Source organism: Yoonia maritima (genome assembly GCF_002933395.1).
GTDB lineage: Bacteria > Pseudomonadota > Alphaproteobacteria > Rhodobacterales > Rhodobacteraceae > Yoonia > Yoonia maritima_A.
Window position 1 is genome coordinate 104408 of the sequence record NZ_PKFN01000007.1, and the last position, 13854, is coordinate 118261.

Annotated in this window: 15 protein-coding genes; 7 read left to right on the forward strand and 8 right to left on the reverse strand. The window is 52.0% G+C overall.

Annotated elements, in window-relative coordinates; all coding sequences use genetic code 11:
• Positions 1 to 56 precede the first annotated feature (56 nt).
• The 3 genes from CYQ09_RS18615 to CYQ09_RS02000 are packed head-to-tail and all read right to left on the reverse strand — an operon-like array spanning position 57 to position 1402.
• The gene (locus CYQ09_RS18615) at positions 57 to 182 is read right to left on the reverse strand and encodes an MAPEG family protein (protein WP_430383326.1); all 126 of its coding nucleotides are present in this window, start codon (positions 180 to 182) and stop codon (positions 57 to 59) included.
• Between the two features lie 15 nt (positions 183 to 197).
• Positions 198 to 644: an SRPBCC domain-containing protein gene (locus tag CYQ09_RS01995; RefSeq protein WP_162617543.1), complete on the reverse strand. Its 447-nt coding sequence runs from the start codon at positions 642 to 644 to the stop codon at positions 198 to 200.
• Between the two features lie 14 nt (positions 645 to 658).
• Positions 659 to 1402, reverse strand: a complete 744-nt coding sequence (locus CYQ09_RS02000) for an ArsR/SmtB family transcription factor (protein ID WP_106743792.1) — start codon at positions 1400 to 1402, stop codon at positions 659 to 661.
• Positions 1403 to 1493: 91 nt separating this feature from the next.
• On the opposite strand from CYQ09_RS02000, the gene CYQ09_RS02005 reads away from it, so the two are divergent.
• The 3 genes from CYQ09_RS02005 to CYQ09_RS02015 all read left to right on the forward strand — a co-directional run bounded on the left by CYQ09_RS02005 (position 1494) and on the right by CYQ09_RS02015 (position 3979).
• Entirely contained in the window at positions 1494 to 2249 is a 756-nt protein-coding gene (locus tag CYQ09_RS02005; protein ID WP_106743793.1) for an alpha/beta hydrolase, read from the forward strand.
• A gap of 64 nt (positions 2250 to 2313) precedes the next feature.
• Positions 2314 to 3168, forward strand: a complete 855-nt coding sequence (locus CYQ09_RS02010; protein WP_162617544.1) for an alpha/beta hydrolase — start codon at positions 2314 to 2316, stop codon at positions 3166 to 3168.
• Between the two features lie 115 nt (positions 3169 to 3283).
• A complete protein-coding gene (locus CYQ09_RS02015) occupies positions 3284 to 3979 on the forward strand; it encodes an alpha/beta fold hydrolase (RefSeq protein ID WP_430383328.1) in 696 nt (231 codons plus the stop codon).
• A gap of 1 nt (position 3980) precedes the next feature.
• On the opposite strand, the gene phaZ is transcribed toward CYQ09_RS02015, so the two are convergent.
• The gene (gene phaZ / locus CYQ09_RS02020; protein ID WP_106744529.1) at positions 3981 to 5255 is read right to left on the reverse strand and encodes a polyhydroxyalkanoate depolymerase; all 1275 of its coding nucleotides are present in this window, start codon (positions 5253 to 5255) and stop codon (positions 3981 to 3983) included.
• A gap of 67 nt (positions 5256 to 5322) precedes the next feature.
• On the opposite strand from phaZ, the gene CYQ09_RS02025 reads away from it, so the two are divergent.
• From CYQ09_RS02025 to phaR, 3 genes are all read left to right on the forward strand, one after another.
• Positions 5323 to 7119 (forward strand): PHA/PHB synthase family protein, encoded by a 1797-nt coding sequence (locus CYQ09_RS02025; protein ID WP_106743796.1) that lies wholly within the window; start codon positions 5323 to 5325, stop codon positions 7117 to 7119.
• A 146-nt stretch (positions 7120 to 7265) separates the two neighbouring features.
• Complete coding sequence (locus CYQ09_RS02030) at positions 7266 to 7718, forward strand: phasin family protein (protein ID WP_106743797.1); 453 nt, start codon at positions 7266 to 7268, stop codon at positions 7716 to 7718.
• A gap of 203 nt (positions 7719 to 7921) precedes the next feature.
• A complete protein-coding gene (gene phaR / locus CYQ09_RS02035) occupies positions 7922 to 8458 on the forward strand; it encodes a polyhydroxyalkanoate synthesis repressor PhaR (protein WP_106743798.1) in 537 nt (178 codons plus the stop codon).
• 61 nt (positions 8459 to 8519) lie between these two features.
• Here phaR and CYQ09_RS02040 read toward each other — a convergent pair whose 3' ends face one another.
• Positions 8520 to 8744, reverse strand: a complete 225-nt coding sequence (locus tag CYQ09_RS02040) for an N-(5'-phosphoribosyl)anthranilate isomerase (protein ID WP_106744530.1) — start codon at positions 8742 to 8744, stop codon at positions 8520 to 8522.
• Positions 8745 to 8788: 44 nt separating this feature from the next.
• Positions 8789 to 10156, reverse strand: a complete 1368-nt coding sequence (locus CYQ09_RS02045) for an aminotransferase (protein ID WP_106743799.1) — start codon at positions 10154 to 10156, stop codon at positions 8789 to 8791.
• Positions 10157 to 10223: 67 nt separating this feature from the next.
• On the opposite strand from CYQ09_RS02045, the gene CYQ09_RS02050 reads away from it, so the two are divergent.
• Positions 10224 to 11234, forward strand: coding sequence for a LysR family transcriptional regulator (locus tag CYQ09_RS02050; RefSeq protein WP_430383319.1), 1011 nt, complete (start codon positions 10224 to 10226; stop codon positions 11232 to 11234).
• Here CYQ09_RS02050 and CYQ09_RS02055 read toward each other — a convergent pair.
• Complete coding sequence (locus CYQ09_RS02055; protein ID WP_106743801.1) at positions 11231 to 12415, reverse strand: DegT/DnrJ/EryC1/StrS family aminotransferase; 1185 nt, start codon at positions 12413 to 12415, stop codon at positions 11231 to 11233. The genes CYQ09_RS02050 and CYQ09_RS02055 overlap by 4 nt on opposite strands.
• Positions 12416 to 12466: 51 nt before the next feature.
• A complete protein-coding gene (locus tag CYQ09_RS02060; RefSeq protein ID WP_106743802.1) occupies positions 12467 to 13789 on the reverse strand; it encodes an NAD(P)/FAD-dependent oxidoreductase in 1323 nt (440 codons plus the stop codon).
• Positions 13790 to 13854: the final 65 nt, after the last annotated feature.

The following is a 13854-nucleotide window of genomic DNA, read 5'->3' on the forward strand; positions in this document are numbered from 1 at the left end:
TGCTAAATGGAGCCAATAAAAACGGCTGTCAAGCAATGCCTGACAGCCGAAATAGTTCAGGGTGCTGTAAAGACAGCAATTCCCATGACCAGAACGCAAAGCACGCCAAGATTAAAGATCAACGGGCGCAGCGGCATTTTCAATCGGCCAGAGATCATCCCGACGGCATGAATGATCCTGATCCAGAAAAACGCGGTTCACATACCCTCCATCAGATATGCGCCGCCAAAGTGCGCGGGTTTGCCGGTTTCCAACCAAGTTTTAAGCCCTGCGATGCTGCGTACCCAGCCGTCTGCAGTGCCGTCTGACGGATCGTTGTTCAGGTTTTCATGCAATACGGTCAGACAGCAAAAATCGCCTTCGACTGCGATTTCATAGGTAATCTTGGATGGTGGGGCATCGGGTTCCCAAGTTGGTTCAAAGGTCGTGACAAGCTTGGTCTTAGGCGTCACCACTAGGTCGCAAGCATAAAGGGTGACGGTACCGTCAGGCATCATATAGGTGACTTTGTCGTTATCGCGTGTCGCGGTTTGTTGAAGAAAATCATAGTGCTGGAAAGCATCGGCATTTATCAACGCGTCCCACAACGCGTCTTGGGTGCAGTTAATATAGGTTTGCATCATAAATTTTGGTTTATCAGTCATCATCGTTTCCTTTGTTACATCGCCGCTTTAAGCGCAGCGCCAGTTTCGAGGTATGATTTGAGAGAGGCTGCTAATCGCGCCCAGCCTTCGGCAAATCCTTCTTGGCCCGGTGCGATATCGTAATGTTCAATGGTCAGTTTGCATTGACCTCCCTGATCTTCGATCAGATAGACCATGTGGCTAGACGGGGCATTGGGACCCATGAAAAGCGGTTCAAACGTCATCGCAATACGGGTTTTGGGATCAAATGCGGTCGTCACTTGTCGCAACATTGCGTCGCCATTGGGCAGGATAAACGCGGTCGGTTGATCGATAGCAGCATTCCCTTGCACCACGTTACAGGCAAAGTGATAGGCCGCCATTTGGTCAGCCTCTGTCAGGGCAGACCAAAGCGCATCTTGGGTGCAGCGGATAAATGTCTGCATCATGAAATCGGGTTTTCCCATTCTCGTGTCTCTCTCAAGTTTCTGTTTTAATGCGGTCAAAGCACGGGCCTGTGGCTGCAAAAATGGTGCAACCCAGCGATCCATCAATTCCTGTAACGGGAGTGCATTTAGATAGTGATATTTGAACCGCCCTTGTCTGCGCGTGACGATCAGCCCTGCGTCTTCAAGTGACTTCAGGTGTTTCATTACGCCAAAACGGCTCAGACTTAGCACCTGTTCAAGATCACTTAGGCTTTGTCCGTCTTGCTTGCGCAAGCTGTCTAATAGCGCACGGCGGGCAGGGTCGTTGAGAGCTTTGAATATCTTGTCCATAGAATCGCTTATATGTTACTTTTTAGTAACGTGATAATAGGGTAACCTAATGGGGCTTGCAGGATAGCGCTGCTTGTGATGATTTCACCCTATGACAAAGACCTCTGACACCCCGACATTCACCACGCCACAAGGGCGCAAAATTGCATATCATCTGACCGATGGTACTGGCCCGGCAATCGTGTTCCTTGGCGGCTTTAAATCGGATATGGGCGGTACAAAGGCCGTGTATTTAGAAGACTGGGCGCGCAAAGAAGGTCGCGCATTTCTACGGTTCGATTATTCGGGTCATGGCGAAAGCGATGGGGAATTCACAGACGGCACAATAGGTGACTGGTTCGAAGACGCCTGCGCCGCGCTGGGCCTGCTTGCTGGGAACCTCGTGCTTGTCGGGTCGTCGATGGGGGGGTGGATTTCGTTGCAGGTTGCCCGCGCAATGCCAGAACGTATCGTGGGAATGGTTACGATCGCCGCTGCCCCCGATTTCACCGAGGACAGTATGTGGGGCGGGTTTAACGACGCGCAGAAAGCCGAATTAGAAGCAGGGCAGGTCGCGTTGCCATCCGATTATGGCGAACCGTATATCATTACGAAAAGATTGATCGAAGAAGGCCGTAATCGACTGGTACTGCGTGACCCGCTTTCACTGCCATTCCCTGTGCGGTTTTTACAAGGGACAGCCGATGAGGATGTCGACATGTCCGTTGCACTGCGATTGTTAGATCACGCCACTGGGCCGGATATGCGTTTGACCTTGGTCGATGGTGCAGATCATCGGTTCTCTGATGATACCTGTCTGACACTGATTGAACAGTCGGTTACCGAGGTGCTGCACGCCGCAGGGTAACCACTGGTCCAAGGCCGAAGCCTTGGCTATGGTGTTCTGCAACATGAATAAAATGGTGATTTTGATGGATATCACAACGCTTGAACAGGATTTGGCTGCCGCAGAGGCGAAGGTTCCAAATTTGCGGCCCGGTTGTGAAAAGCACATCGTGTGGGCCGGTGAACCAAGCACTAAAACTCCGGTCGTTATTCTGAATATCCATGGGTTTTCCGCATCACCTGCGGAATTGCGCCCGCTTCCAGAACGTGTTGCCCAAGATCTTGGGGCGAATATCTTTTTCACACGACTATCTGGGCATGGCCAAGATGGTCCGGCGATGGCGACCGCTACATTTGCTGAATGGACCCAAGACGTGGCCGAGGCAGTCGAAATCGCCCAAACCATCGGAGATGAAATCATTCTGATGGGGTGTTCTACAGGCTGTACCTTGGCAACGCTTGCCCTAGCCCAAGGGGTAGAGGCCAAAGCCGCAATTTTGATTTCCCCGAACTATGGTTTGCGTAGCTGGATCGCACAGACCCTGCTGGATATGCCGGGTGTGCGGAAATGGGGCCGTTATGTGGTGGGGAAAACACGGAGCTTTGTACCCATTAACGATGGGCACAGCGCGTATTGGACGACATCTTACCCCACCGAGGCGCTATACCCGATGGCTGATGCCGTGCGTGCAGCGCGCCATGCCGATCTGTCACAAATCACAACGCCTGCTTTGTTTGTCATGAACGAAGCTGACACTGTCGTGCACCCCAAACTGACCCGTAAAGTCATCGCGCGCTGGGGTGGTCCGACAACCGAAGACATCGTAATTCCAGGTCCGGGCGACGATGTGAATGGGCATGTTATGGCAGGTGATGTCTTTAGTCCTAACCAGACGGAACCACTTGCTCGGCGGATTTCGGCTTGGCTTAAGACGCTTTAACGCTGCCGAATGGTTGCGTGGGGCAGCATACCGCGTCAGAGTTGTGCGAACGAAAAACCTAAAAGGTTAGGTATGCAGACAGGTCTAAGCATAAATGCCATGTGAGACGCTGGTGATGATCCCACCAATGCTGTGCGATGCACGCATTTTCGAACCGCAGATCAGTGATCTCGGGTCGGATCATGCTGTGATGTTTGCGCCGACCACTAAGGGTGAGCGGATGGAGGAAGTCGCTTCGCAAATCCTGTCATGGGCGCCGTCAAAATTTGCACTAGCAGGCATGGGGATGGGCGGCATGGTCGCGATGGAGGTTCTGCGTAGGGCGCCAGAACGCGTCACGCGTATCGCGTTGATTAGCACGAGCCCACAGCCTGACACGCCCGAAGCGGCCTCTGCGCGGGAACCACAAATTATTGCGGCACGGGCGGGGCGCTGGGCCGATGTGCTGCAGCATGAAATTCATTCGACATGGATGTCTCCGAATATCGATAAAGTTGCTCTCGTGCGGTTGCTCACGATGATGGGTAATCAGCTGGGGCCCGAAGCCTATGTCAAACAGGCGCGGGCGATGCAGCGCCGTAAGGACCAACAACCTGTTTTGCGCAAGATCACACAGCCTGCACTTGTGATTTGCGGCCGTCATGATGGCCACTATCCAGTGAAACGTCACGAGTTTATGGCTGAACTTATTCCCTATGCGACGCTCGAGGTGATCGAGGATGCAGGGTATCTTCCGACTGTCGAAGCCGCGAATGCGGTAACAGCAGCGCTTCGGACTTGGATGAAAGCGCCGCTGATGTTGCGTAACTAGGCTAGGCGGCGGCGTTTTTGTTTGCGGCTTTCTGCTTTTTAGGCTCGTCAGAATTCGCGTCGATGAAATCAAGCACAAGTGGGCGGATGTTATTGCGCCAGCTTCCGCCCGCAAAGATACCATAGTGACCTGCACCGGGTTCAACATGCGACGCTTTTTTGCTGTCAGGCAGGTTGGTCAACAGGTCCAGCGCAGCAAGGCACTGACCGGGCGCTGAGATATCATCCTTTTCGCCCTCAACAATTTTCACTGCGACTGTTGTGATTTTCCCAATATCAACCTTGCGGCCTGCAACGCTGAAATCGTTGCGCGCGATGTCACGATTTTTGAAGACCCGTTCAACGGTTGATAGGTAGAATTCGGCGGTCATATCCATGACGGCAAGATATTCGTCATAGAACGCGTTATGCTTATCGTGTTCGCGTGCTTCGCCCTTGGCGGTCTTGATGATCTGATCGCGAAACGCGTTGGCATGCGTTTCACCATTCATCGAGATAAATGAAGCGAGCTGAAGCAGTCCGGGGTAAACGGTACGACCAACACCTGCGTATTTGAAGCCGACGCGCTGGATCATGGTCTGTTCCAGCTGACCCATGGTGACAGAACGACCAAAGTCGGTGACTTCGGTGTGGTTCGCCTCTGGGTCAACCGGGCCGCCGATTAGGGTCAGCGAACGCGGCTGCGCTTTGGGGTCTTCTTCGGCAAGATAGGCAGTCGCAGCCAACGCCAAAGGCACAGGCTGACAGACGGCAATCACGTGAATATCAGAGCCGAGTTCACGCATGAAATCGACCAAGTATAGCGTGTAGTCTTCGACATCAAACTTGCCTTCGCTGACGGGAATGTCACGGGCATTGTGCCAGTCAGTAATGTAAACGTCACAATCAGGCAGCAGGCTGATCACAGTTTTACGAAGCAAAGTGGCGTAGTGACCCGACATCGGTGCGGCAATTAACACCCGACGTTTGCTTGGCTTACGGCCAGGGATCGTAAAGTGGATCAAATCACCAAAAGGGCGTTCAATGACAGTTTCAATGACGACAGGGTGGTCTTTGCCTTTTTCGCAGGTGACCGGCGGAATGTTCCAATCAGGCTTGACGATCATACGTGCAAACGTGCGTTCCGTAACTTCACCCCACGCCATAAGCCAATCCATCGCAGGGTTCGCCCCAACCGACATCATTGGATATGATGCAAAGGCACGTGCGGTCGCCCCAAGCCATTGGTTTGTGTTTCGCGCGCTTTCCATCAGGTCGTAGGTCATCATATACTTCATCAGAACATCTCCGGTTAGGGGCGCGCAGATCATGCTGCACTTGCAGCATAGGCATGGGAACGTGAATATGACAACTAACGATTTAGAAACAAACGCGGCGTCTGATCACAATGTTACAACTTTAGAGGCTAATCTTGTCCATATTGAGGAGCTGACGCAACGTCTCCTTAAGGCAATGAGCCACGGACGTAAGATCCCCTCTGCTCTGCAAGGACCAAGTCAAGAGCTCTATTTAAAGGCCGCAAGCGCTTATATGGGCGAAATGATGCAAAATCCGGCCAAACTGATCGAGCATCAGATCGAATTTTGGGGAAAATCCGTAAAGCATTTCGTCGAGGCGCAGCACCTTTTGGTACAAGGCAAACTTTCGCCTGCTACGGATGAAACACCAACGGACCGCCGATTTTCGCATGAACTGTGGGAAACCAACCCGTATTTCAACTATATCAAACAGCAATATATGATGAATTCCGCTGCGGTGCAGCAGGCGGTCGAGGATATAGATACGCTTGATTCGGATGAAAAGAAGCGGTTGCGCTACTTCAGTCAGCAGATTTTAGACATGGCGTGCCCAACAAATTTTCTTGCGACCAACCCCGAGGCATTAGCCCTTGCCGCCGAGACAGAGGGTGAAAGCCTGATTGCCGGGCTGGAAAACATGATCGCTGATCTCGAAGCGAACAATGGTGATCTGGTCGTGACTTTGGCGGATAAATCGGCGTTTCAATTGGGGCAGAACATTGCGACGACGCCAGGGTCCGTGGTGTTTCGGAACCATTTGTTTGAACTGATCCAATATGCACCTACGACCGAAACAGTTCATGAAATGCCGCTGGTCATTTTTCCGCCGTGGATCAACAAATTCTACATTCTCGACCTTAAGCCGCAGAATAGCCTGATCAAATGGGCGGTTGATCAAGGGCACACTGTGTTTGTCGTCTCATGGGTTAACCCGGACGCAAGTTACAAAGACACATCGATGACAGACTATATCGAAGACGGTTTTCTGACTGCAATCAACGAAGTGAAAAAAATCTGCGACGTGAAAAAAGTAAACGCGGTGGGGTATTGCATTGCGGGCACCACGTTGTCGCTGACGCTCGCGCTTATGAAGCAGCGTAAGGATACATCTGTGAATAGCGCTACCTTATTCACGACGTTGACCGATTTTTCGGAACGCGGCGAAGTTGGCGTGTTCCTTGATGATGATTTTGTAAATGGCATCGCGGAAGAGGTGGCCGAAAGCGGGATATTGGATTCGTTCTATATGTCGCGTACGTTTTCATTCTTGCGATCGAATGATTTGATCTACGGTCCGGCCATCAAAAGCTACATGATGGGGCAAGCGCCGCCTGCGTTTGATTTGTTGTATTGGAATGGGGATGGAACAAATCTACCGGCGAAAATGGCCGTCGAGTATTTGCGGGGGTTATGTCAGCACGACGAATTCGCAACTAATGGCTTCGAGGTTTGTGGCACGAAAGTAAAGATACAAGATGTATCGGTCCCATTGTTCGCAATCGCCTGCGAGACTGATCACATTGCCGCGTGGAAAAGCAGTTATGCTGGTGTTCAAAAGATGGGATCAAAGGATAAGACGTTCATTCTTTCCCAATCTGGACATATTGCAGGTATCATTAATCCGCCGTCAAAACGGAAATATGGCCACTATACAAATCCAGAGTTGGGGTTAGATGCGTCGGATTGGTTGGCGTTGGCAGACAAGCATGACGGGTCTTGGTGGGCGCGATGGGATTCGTGGTTGTCTGAAAAATCAGTTAAAAGTGTCGACGCTAGACAACCAGGGGGTGATTTTAATCCTGTTTTGGCTCCAGCGCCGGGTACATATGTGTCGCCTAAGTAGTGGAATAGGTTGCTAATTTTTGCAGCTGCAAAATTAAGTATGCTGCATTGCAGAAAAAACTTGCAATGCTGCACTGCAGCATTCATATTGGTGTCAGAGTTTCACAGCGTGGCAAATATCACGCTTCACCCGAAAGGCTGATACCAATGGCTACTAAGACACAAGATTTCACTGCGATCTTTAAAGATATGGCAGACTCTTTCCCTGTCGATACAAAAGCGATGGAAGAGCAGTTCAAGAACCAAACTGCGTTGGCAGAAAAAATGTCTACTGTTGCGTTGGACGCCGCTGGTAAATCAGCAGAGCAGTCCGCAAAGTGGACACAAGATACGATCGCAAAGCTTGAAGAAATGTCAAAAGCAAAATCAGAACCTGCTGATTATGCGAAAGCGATGACTGATTTCGCATCTGCAACAGCTGAATCTGCCGCCGAGCATATGTCTGCTTTTGCTGAGATCGCCAAAAAAGTTCAGACACAGACGATGGAATTGGTTCTGGCTGCGGGCAAAGACATTTCCGAAGATATGACTGCTGCTGCTAAGAAAGCGACAACAGAAGTGACGGCCGCTGCGAAAAAAGCATCAGCATCTGCAAAGTAATAACGGAGAAATCTACCCGTGCCTCCCTCATGGTATGATTTCCCGAAACGGCTCGCGATTTGCGGGCCGTTTTTTTGTGCTGATATGCGTTTTGCTATGCGCCTACAGCATTCCCGTTAAGTCAGGGTATCTAAAACGCTTTCTTTTTGCGCAGGCGCGGCATAGGCTTCTCTGCACTGCAATATATCTTGGGAGGGATCGCTGTGGCTGACACAAATAAACCGCTTCTCATTAAGCGCTACGCGAGCCGACGTTTGTACAATACCGAAACAAGCGACTATGTGACGCTTGAGGATATCGCTTTGTTCATTCGTGAAGGGCGCGAAGTTCAAATTGTTGATTTGAAGTCCGGGGATGATCTGACGCGGCAATATCTTCTTCAGATTATCGCCGAGCACGAAAGCCGCGGTGAAAGCGTTCTGCCCGTTGACGTATTGACCGATCTTGTTCGCAGCTACACGAGCCAAGCTGCGTCAGTTGTACCTGAGTTCCTGCAAGCGAGCTTTGAAATGCTACGTGAAGGCCAATCCAAAGCGCTGGACAATATGGGTAAGGCGAACCCAATGACTGCGATGCCAGGGTTCGAGGCGATGCAGGCACAGCAAGCCGCGTTCTTTAAAGCGATGACCGGTGGCATAATGCCAACACCGAGCGCGCAAGAAAAATCCAGCGATGACTTGGGTGAAATAAAGGACCAGCTTGCAGCGCTGCAGGAAAAACTTGCAAAGATGGGGAAGTAGGGCGAAGGAATTTCTAGAAATTCCTTCTGGGAGATCAAATTTTTTTAAAATTTGATCGCTGCTAGCAGATCAATTCGATTGCTCCATCGTTGCAGATGATGACGTAATAATTGTTGGTGCGGATCATTCGAAATCCGCGCCGTTTTACTTCTGCAATTAACGCGTCTGTACCGATTTCACGCTCAACATCAATAATCTGGCGGCGGATCACTCCGCCGATTATCGCTGCACGACACTGAAAAATTTGTGCAAGCCAGTCACGTCCATCCCGTCTATGATATCGCATAATTTCCATCGCCACAGTATTGTGTGGCGATGGTTAACCGCAGCTTAAGCGATGTCTGCAAAAACGCCATCAAGGGCTTTTTCAAGTTTGCTGAACATCTCGTCCATGTGGTTCGGCGTGAAAATGAACGGTGGGCACAACACAACAGCTTGCCCCAACGGGCGGCAAATGAGGCCCTGATCGGTACAGGCGTTCGCAATCCGTTCGCTAACAGATAGGGATCCGTCAAATGGGCGCTTAGTGTCTTTGTCGGCGACGGCCTCAAGAGCCCCCATCAACCCTTTACCCCGCCATTCACCGATATTCTTCTTCTGGGAGAGCCGCGCCATACCTTCTTCAAAGAGCGGTGTTAGCGTACGTACGTTTTCCTCCAAACCTTCGTTCATCACGACGTCAATTGCCTTAAGTGCGATTGCGCAACCAACTGGATGTCCAGATGCTGTAAACCCATGCGGGAATTCTTCTATGGCCTCTGAAGCCGCTTGTAGACGATCCGTCAGATCAGGCCCAAGGATCACGGCACCCATCGGAAAGAACCCAGCTGTTAGGTTCTTTGACGAAATGATAGCGTCAGGAACAAAATCATATGTCTGGCAACCCCAAGTGTTCCCCGTACGGCCAAACCCGGTGATGACTTCATCAGCGATCAGCGGAATACCGTATTTCTTGAGAATTGGCTGGATGGCTTGGAAGTACCCGGCGGACGGAGGGATTACGCCGCCAGCACCCATGACAGGTTCTGCGAAAAATCCTGCGATCGTCTCTGGGCCCTCGCGCAGAATGGTTTCCTCTAGCTCGGATGCCATGCGGGCCGTGAACTGCGTTTCGGTCTCGCCTTCTTTGCCAAAGCGCCAGTAGTGTGGGCAGGATAGGTGAATGAACCCGTCTAGGGGCAGGCCAAATACGCTGTTGTACGGTTTCCCAGTCATAGAGGCTGATACTGCCGTAACTCCGTGATAGCCGTTAATACGGGTCAGGATCTTGCGGCGTTCGGGTTTGCCTTCGGCTCCGCCCAGAAACCACAGCATTTTGACCATTGTGTCGTTCGCTTCGGAACCCGAGTTCGTGTAAAATACTTTGCCGCGCGGAAATGGTGAAACTTCGACTAGTTTTTCAGACAGCATCACTGTCTGATCGGACATACGTCCAAACAGCGCGTGATAGCCCGGGAAACGGTCATACTGTTCCTTGGCAGCGGCAATGAGGCCAGGATGGTCGAAACCAGCGACCATATTCCAAAGACCAGAATTCGCATCAAGATATTCGCGCCCGTGTACGTCGTAAACATAAGGCCCTTTGCCGTGCGTAAGCACGACGGTGCCGCGTTCTTTGACTGTGGGCAAATCAGTGAACCCGTAAAACGAATTCTCGCTCGCGCGGGCTTCCCAGCTGTTGGGGGTGTCGTCAGACATTTTGAACCTCATGGATGTACTGAAATAACGATATGCCTGTCTGAAAGACCTTACAATGACCTGATTGATGCGCCCTGCATTTCCGCCTAGCTTGGCAAGCAGCGGACGAGAGGATCAGATGGCGACGACAGGTAAAATCACGCTTTGGGGGGTAGAGGTCTTTGTCGCGACGGCGGAGGAAGCGTCGATTTCTGGGGCGGCAAGGCGCTTAGGTAGCTCTGCTGCGACGGTCAGCCAGCAACTGACAAATCTCGAAGGCGCAATTGGTGCGACTTTACTTAATCGTAGTGAGCGACCAGTGACCCTTACGCCTGCTGGCGAGATGTTTTTGCGCCGCGCCAACACGATCCTGAACGAGGCAGACCAAGCCAAAGCGGAACTCGCTATGGCTGATTTTAGTCGCCTGACCCGATTTCGTTTGGGCATGATCGAAGATTTTGATGCAGACGTGACACCCGGTCTTTTGACCGCGATGAGCGATGACTTGAAGAACTGTCAATTCCTTCTGGAAACAGGCGCATCGCACCGGCTATTCGACCTGCTTGATAGCCGCGCATTGGACGTGATTGTCGCTGGCGATATGGGGCAGGCCAGCGCCGGGATGGAGGTGCACCCGCTGTTAGAAGAACCCTTTGTCGTTGCTGTTCCTAAAGGCGCGATCAAAGATGGAGATGTCGCCAAGCAACTACGCCGGATGCAGTTGATCCAATACACAACGCGCCACCATATGGGCCGGGTGATTGCTGCGCATCTTGCTCGGCAGAACCTACGAATTACGCACAAGTTCGAATTGGATAGCTACCACGCGATTATGGCAATGGTGGCAGCTGGGTCGGGATGGACGATTTTAACGCCTTTGGGGTGCCTGCGTGCGCAAAGGTTCAGCGAAGATGTTGATCTTCTCCCTCTACCATTTGCGCCATTGTCGCGAACAATATCTTTGACCGCACGGCAGGATATACTTGGCGATATGCCAACAACCATCGCCACACGGCTAATGCCGTTGTTATCGGATATGATCGTGCAGCCTGCAGTAAAGAACTACCCTTGGCTACAAGATCAGCTGCGCCTGCTTTAGCCGTATGCGCGGGCAGGGGACATTGTTTCGGCTGCCGCATCGGTGATGATTCGTGCAATCACATCACATTCGTCCAAGGTCAGCCGTGCTGGTAGGCGCACATCACATGCTTTCATCAACATCGCCCGTGTTTTGGGTAAGTCAGGGATTGGTCCGATAAACTGCCAATTCCAAAACGCGCGTGCGTTATCCTCGCTTTGGCCAAATACTTGGATTTTGACACCTGCGGCTGCGGCGGCATCGACAAAGCGGGCGGTGTCACGGTTCGACATATCGACCAAATTAAACTGAATTGAATCGGGTGCCCGTTCTTCGGATGGCAAACAGTTCGGCACGCTGAGCCATGCGGATTCATTCAATAACGCGGCGACGTGATCATGGTTTCTGCGTCCATCTGCGACACGGCGTGGCAATTCATTTAATTGCGGGCGGATAAGCGTAGCTGACAAGTTATTCAGGCGCTGGTTATAAAGCGGCAGCTTGTTTTGCCACTTTGCAAAGCTATCCAGCAGGACTGGATGCTTTTTCCAATTGTGTTCATAGGCACCGGACATAATTACGGCGCGTGCTATCAGGTCTGCATCGTCGGTCACCATAATGCCGCCTTCGCCTGCGTTCAGCAGTTTGTAAGACTGAAAACTAAAGCAGCCAATCTGGCCGATGGTTCCGATTTTGCGTCCACCCCAAGTGGTTCCAATCGAGTGTGCTGCATCTTCGATCACAGGAACGCCCGCGTCATCACAAAGCTGCATAATTGCATCCATGTCAGAGGTATGACCGCGCATGTGGCTGATAATAATGGCGTCCACGGTTGGCAGCTTGGCGGCAAAATCATCTATGTCGATGCGGTAATTGTCACCACATTCACAAAGTACAGGAATACAATCGGCATGCACGACAGCCGACGGAACGGCCCCAAAGGTAAACGCCGGGATCATAACCCTTGCATCACGAGGTAGCCCAAGCGCCTTAAGCGATAGGAACAGCGCGGCAGAGCATGATGAAACAGCCAACGCATATTTACTTCCTAGCGCTGTGGCGAACTCTGCCTCAAGCAACGCGACAGGGGAGTCGTTCGATGTATAGCGGAACAAGTCACCTGACCGCAAAATGCGGGTTACTTCGGCCAAGGCCGATTCTGGAATGGGCTCTGCGTCGTAAACATTGGGAACTTGGGTCATGTGTTCAGCTTTTCCGAAATCATATTTCGGCAAAACTTAACACACCCCGCGTTACAAATCTATGACAGTCAAACCCCCCAATCGATCACGTAATGCGTACCACGTCATCGCCAAGGTCAGCAGCGGCGCGCGGAATGTGGGTCCGCCCGGAAAGTTGGGGACTTTTATCCCTGATAGCATATCAAACCGGCTTGCTTGTCCGGCGATTGCCTCGGCCATGACCTTGCCTGCCAGTCCCGATAGCGCCACACCATGCCCAGAGAACCCGGCGCCAGAAAGGATATTTGGCGCAACGCGTTGAACGGCGGGCAGGCGGGTCATTGTGATGCCCAATGTACCGCCCCAAACGTAGTCGACCTTCACGTCTGACAGTTGGGGAAACAGGTTCGTCATACGTTGGATGAGGGCGGTGTTGATGTCCTTGGGAAAACCAATGGAGTAGCTTTCGCGCCCGCCAAACAAGAACCGATTATCTTCGGACATGCGATAATAGTTCACGACGAATTTGCTATCTGCTACTGCGATATCGCGGGCCAATACGGATGCGGCGCGATCCCCCAACGGCTCTGTCGCGCAGATGAAGCTGTTGATCGGCATGACCTTTGCTGACGTCTTGCGGTCGATGTTGGGTAGGTAGCCGTTGCCAGCGATAATGACGTGGCGGGCTTTGACGGTTCCTTTTGGAGTGTGCAGGGTTACGGGGTCGCCATGCTCGATCTGAGTGACTTCGGTTCGTTCAAAGATACGCGCACCTGCGGCCTCGGCCAGACGGGCAAGCCCAAGAACATAGCGCAGCGGGTGGATGTGACCCGCGCCCATATCTAACAGGCCGCCTTGATATAGTGGCGATTTGACCACGTCGCGCATGGCGTCAGGCCCAAGCACCTCAATCTGGTCATAGCCATAGTTATCGGCGAGATAGGCGGCGTCAGCAGCATAGCTGTCTGCCTCTTTCGCATTATAGAAACCATGCGCCACACCGGGACGATAACGGGCCTCTGGGATTGCACTTTCGCACAAATCACGGACGTCTTGTTTAGCGTCTTCCGCTAATGCCCACAGGGCGGTGGCCGCGTCACCGCCCAGCTTCTTGGCCAAAGTGCTTTGGTCGTTATTGTAGCCACTGCCAACCTGACCGCCGTTGCGTCCTGATGCGCCAAAGCCCGCACGGTGGGCATCGAGCACAACAACATCAAGCCCCTTGGCAGCCAGATGGCGTGCAGCAGATAGGCCTGTAAACCCCGCGCCGATAATGCAGACATCAACCGACAGATCACCATCCAGTGAAGGGCGTTCCCTTGGTAAATCCGTACTGGCCACATACCAGCTGTTTGGGAATTCGCCGGGTTTGTCATTGCGATAAAGCGGGTTCATAGGGTGCGTCCAAAGCTTGCGTTATTGGGTTATTGATATGCATGCTGATGAAAACCCGCAATCGA

What these genes read in the sequence shown, in the direction of transcription:
- phaZ (WP_106744529.1), bottom strand. Translation starts at nt 5,255, where the DNA reads ATGAAGTATATGATGACCTACGACCTGATGGAAAGCGCGCGAAACACA.
- CYQ09_RS01995 (WP_162617543.1), bottom strand. Translation starts at nt 644, where the DNA reads ATGACTGATAAACCAAAATTTATGATGCAAACCTATATTAACTGCACC.
- CYQ09_RS02025 (WP_106743796.1), top strand. Translation starts at nt 5,323, where the DNA reads ATGACAACTAACGATTTAGAAACAAACGCGGCGTCTGATCACAATGTT.
- CYQ09_RS02050 (WP_430383319.1), top strand. Translation starts at nt 10,224, where the DNA reads ATGCGCCCTGCATTTCCGCCTAGCTTGGCAAGCAGCGGACGAGAGGAT.
- CYQ09_RS02005 (WP_106743793.1), top strand. Translation starts at nt 1,494, where the DNA reads ATGACAAAGACCTCTGACACCCCGACATTCACCACGCCACAAGGGCGC.
- CYQ09_RS02010 (WP_162617544.1), top strand. Translation starts at nt 2,314, where the DNA reads ATGGATATCACAACGCTTGAACAGGATTTGGCTGCCGCAGAGGCGAAG.
- CYQ09_RS02040 (WP_106744530.1), bottom strand. Translation starts at nt 8,744, where the DNA reads ATGCGATATCATAGACGGGATGGACGTGACTGGCTTGCACAAATTTTT.
- CYQ09_RS02015 (WP_430383328.1), top strand. Translation starts at nt 3,284, where the DNA reads ATGATCCCACCAATGCTGTGCGATGCACGCATTTTCGAACCGCAGATC.
- CYQ09_RS02060 (WP_106743802.1), bottom strand. Translation starts at nt 13,789, where the DNA reads ATGAACCCGCTTTATCGCAATGACAAACCCGGCGAATTCCCAAACAGC.
- CYQ09_RS02030 (WP_106743797.1), top strand. Translation starts at nt 7,266, where the DNA reads ATGGCTACTAAGACACAAGATTTCACTGCGATCTTTAAAGATATGGCA.
- CYQ09_RS02000 (WP_106743792.1), bottom strand. Translation starts at nt 1,402, where the DNA reads ATGGACAAGATATTCAAAGCTCTCAACGACCCTGCCCGCCGTGCGCTA.
- CYQ09_RS02045 (WP_106743799.1), bottom strand. Translation starts at nt 10,156, where the DNA reads ATGTCTGACGACACCCCCAACAGCTGGGAAGCCCGCGCGAGCGAGAAT.
- CYQ09_RS02055 (WP_106743801.1), bottom strand. Translation starts at nt 12,415, where the DNA reads ATGACCCAAGTTCCCAATGTTTACGACGCAGAGCCCATTCCAGAATCG.